The sequence below is a fragment of the Streptomyces sp. NPDC045778 genome (assembly GCF_056431945.1).
The window spans coordinates 1-3,844 of record NZ_JBWKJZ010000007.1; the positions used below are offsets into that span (position 1 = coordinate 1).

2 protein-coding genes are annotated in these 3,844 nt (G+C 74.5%); one reads left to right on the plus strand and one right to left on the minus strand.

Annotation, left to right across the window (positions count from 1 at the left end; translation table 11 throughout):
• Nucleotides 1-130 precede the first annotated feature (130 nt).
• Entirely contained in the window at nucleotides 131-328 is a 198-nt protein-coding gene (locus tag AC07GB_RS11055) for a ferredoxin (RefSeq protein WP_478843834.1), read from the minus strand.
• Nucleotides 329-624: 296 nt separating this feature from the next.
• On the opposite strand from AC07GB_RS11055, the gene AC07GB_RS11060 reads away from it, so the two are divergent.
• Nucleotides 625-3,762: a non-ribosomal peptide synthetase gene (locus AC07GB_RS11060; RefSeq protein WP_478843836.1), complete on the plus strand. Its 3,138-nt coding sequence runs from the start codon at nucleotides 625-627 to the stop codon at nucleotides 3,760-3,762.
• Nucleotides 3,763-3,844 lie beyond the last annotated feature (82 nt).

Below are 3,844 nucleotides of genomic sequence, written 5' to 3' on the forward strand. Positions count from 1 at the left end.
CCCCCCCCCCCCCCCCCCCACCCCCCCCCCCCCCCCCCCCCCCCCCCCCCCCCCCGCCCCCCCCCCCCCGCGGCGGTGGGGGGCCGTGGGGGGACGTGCGGGGTGGTGCGGGACCCGCGGAGTGCGGAGGTCAGTCGTCCGTCACCGTGATCGCCTGGGCCGGGCAGGCCCGCGCGGCCTCGACGACGTCCTCCTTCAGATCCGCGGGCGGCCGTCCCTCCAGGAGGATGACCCGGCTGGTCATCTCGTCCTGGTCGAAGACGTCGGGGACGGTCAGGACGCACTGGCCCGCCCCGAGGCAGGACTGTTCATCGACGGTGATGTGCACGTTTTCTCCGTTCGGCTCCGGTCGGTACCGGCTCACGCGTGCGACGGCTCCGACCGCCACGACGTTCGTCTTCACCGGTCCTGTCGACGGGACAGGACGAACGCGCGGCCGGATTTGTCGAAATGCCGTGTCGAGAATCGCGCATCGAGGTCGGTCACGGCAATGCGCACGCACCAAATCGACGTCGGCCACAGGAATGCGCTCGCCGTGTTCCGAGGAACACCCCGGAACCATGGCATGGCGCGGACGGTCCCGACAGACTCGAACCACGCTGGACGAACAAGGAGTAGGCACGCATGAATCCGTTGTCGCTTGCGCAGCGCCGACTGTGGCTCATCCATCGAATTCAGGGCCCTTCGACCATGCACAACATTCCGTTGGTGCTGCGGATGACCGGGGCCCTCGAAACGGCCGCGCTGGTGCGCGCCGTCGAGGACGTCGTGGCCCGCCACGAAGGTTTGCGCACGATATGCGCCGAGGACGCGGAGGGAGTTCCCGGCCGGCACGTGGTACCGGTCTCCGAACTGGGCCTGGACATTCCTGTGATCGAGGCGGCGCCCGAGCGGGTTTCCGACACCATTGCCGCGCAGGCGTCCCACCACTTCGATCTGACCACGGACATTCCGGTGCGTGCCGCTGTCCTGCGGTGCGCCCCCGAGGACCACGTCCTGGTCCTCGTGACGCACCGCGTCGCGGCGGACGAGGAATCGCTGCGTCCGCTCACCGACGATCTGGCGACCGCTTACGCCGCCCGCCGGGAGGGGGCCGCGCCCGTCTGGACGGACGCGCCGGTTCCGTACGCGGACTTCGCCCTGTGGCAGCAGAAGTTGCTGGCGGAGGAGAGCGGCCCGCACGAGCGCGACCTCGCCTACTGGCGCGCCGAACTCGCGGGCGTGCCCGCGCCGCTGCCGCTGCCCGCCGACCGGCCGCGCCCGCCGGAGGCGAGCCACCGCGCGGGCCGGGTCCCGCTGGTCCTGGACGAGGGCCTCGCCAAGGCGGTGGCGGACCTCGCCGACGAGCGCGGGGTGCGCACCGGCGCGGTGCTGCGCGCCGCCCTCGCGGTGGTGCTGCACCAGCTCGGCGGCGGCGCGGACATCCCCATCGGCTCGCCCGCCGCGCGGCGCCCCGACGCGGCCTGGGCGCGCTGCGTGGGCCCCTTCGACGACGCCTGGGTGCTCAGGGCGGACCTGAGCGGCAACCCGGCCTTCACCGGCCTCCTGGAGCAGGTGCGCCGCAAAACGCTGGCCGCCGAGGCCCACCGGGACCTGCCGTTCGCCCACCTGGTGGAGGCGCTGGAGCCGCAGCGCTCCCTGGCCCACCACCCGCTGTTCCAGGTGGCGTTCGACCTGCGCGAGGGCCCGGACCTCGCCGTCGCACTGCCCGGAGTGAGCGTGACCGCGTGGTCGGAGCCGGTGGACAGCACCCCCTACGACCTGTCGCTGCGGCTGCGCACGACGGGGGAAGGCGCGGAGATCCACGGCACGCTCGACTACGCCGCCGACCTGTTCGACGCGGCCGGAGCGGAGTACCTGGCGGCCTGCTACGTCCGCGCGCTGCGGCACGTGAGCGCCGACCCCGCGGTGCGGGTGGGGGCGGTCGACGTCCTCGACGACGCCGAACGACGGCGGCTCCTGGTGGACTTCGTCGACACCGCCGCCCCCACCCCGGCGGTGACGATCCCGGAGCTGGTGGCGCCGCGGTTCGCCGAGGCCCCGGACGCGGTGGCCGTGGTCTGCGGCGACGTCTCCCTGACGTACCGGGAGCTGGACGAGCGCACCGACCGGGTCGCCCGCACGCTGCGGGACGCGGGGGCGGGACCCGAGTCGGTGGTGGGCCTCGCCCTGCCGCGCTCGGCCGACCTGGTGGTGGCGCTCCTCGGCATCCTGAAGTCCGGCGCCGGATATCTGCCGATCGACCCCCGCTACCCCAGCCGCCGCCTGGGCCACCTCCTCGAGGACGCCGCCCCCCGCCTGATCCTCACCGACGCCGAGACCGCGCGGGCGCTGCCGGAGCACGCCGGCACGTGCCTCCTGATGGAGAGCCTGGCCCTGGACGGGCCCGCCGAGGACACCCCCGGCGCCGGGCCCGCGCGGCCGCCGCTGCGCCCGGACAACCTCGCCTACCTGATGTACACCTCCGGCTCCACGGGCACGCCCAAGGGCGTGGCCATCTCGCACGCCAACGTCGTCAACGGCGTGCTCCGCCTGGCGGCCACCGTGCGCATGCGGCCCGGCGCGCGGATGCTGGCGAGCAGCTCCATCAACTTCGACGTGTCGGTGTTCGAGGTGTTCACCGCGCTGAGCACCGGCGCCACCGTCGAGGTCGTCCGCGACGTCCTCGAGCTGGGCGAGCGCGGACGGTGGTCGGGCACCGTCCTGCACACCGTCCCTTCGGTCTTCGCCGAGGTGCTCGAACAGCTCCAGGGGCGCCTGACGGTGGACACGGCGGTCTTCGCCGGGGAGAAGCTCTCGGCGGCCCTGGCCCGGCAGGTGCGGGCGGTGCTCCCGGACACGACCCTGGTCAACGCCTACGGCCAGACGGAGAGCTTCTACGCCACCACGTACACGGTCCCCGACGACTGGCAGGGAGAGGGCGGCGTCCCCATCGGCACCCCGCTGGGCAACATGCGCACCTACGTCCTCGGGCCGGGCCTGGTGCCGGTCCCGCAGGGGGTGGTGGGCGAGCTGTTCGTGGCCGGCGCGGTGGGCCGCGGCTACCACGCCCGACCGGGGCAGACCGCGGAGCGCTTCCTCGCCGACCCGTTCGGCCCTGCGGGCGAGCGGATGTACCGCACCGGCGACGTGGCCCGGTGGACCGCCGACGGCCAGCTGGAGCTGCTCGGGCGCGACGACGGTCAGATGAAGCTGCGCGGCATCCGCATCGAGCCCGCCGAGATCGAGACGGCCCTGGTCACGCACCCCGACATCGCCCAGGCCGTGGTCGTGCTGCGCCCCGCGGCGGGCTCGGGCGCCGGTGCGCTCGTCGCCTACGTGGTCCCGGCCGATCCTGGCGGCGAGGCGGTGGCCGGGCTGACCGCGCGGGTAATGCGGCGCCACGTGGCCGACCGGCTGCCCACCTTCATGATCCCGTCCGCGTTCGTGGTGCTCGACCGGCTGCCGCTGGCCCCGAACGGGAAGCTGGACCGAGCCGCGCTGCCCGCCCCGCGCCGGCGCTCGGGCGGTGCGGGCGACGGCGGTGAAGGGCGGGCGCCGCGCGGCGGGCGGGAGGGCGCCCTGGCCGCGCTGTTCGCCGGCCTGCTCCAGCGGGAGGAGGTCGGTGTCGACGACAACTTCTTCGACCTCGGCGGTACTTCGCTGCTCGCGGTGCGCCTGAGCGGGCGCGCGCAGGCGGACCTCGGCCTGCGGGTGCCGGTGCGGGCGGTGTTCCAGGCGCCGACCCCAGCGCTGCTCGCCGAGCACCTGGACTCCGCGTAGCCGAAGGCCTCATAGGGGCGGGGGGGGGGGGGCACTCTGCGGCATCAAGGTCGCGAGCATCGCGGCCAGCGTGTGGATGGGG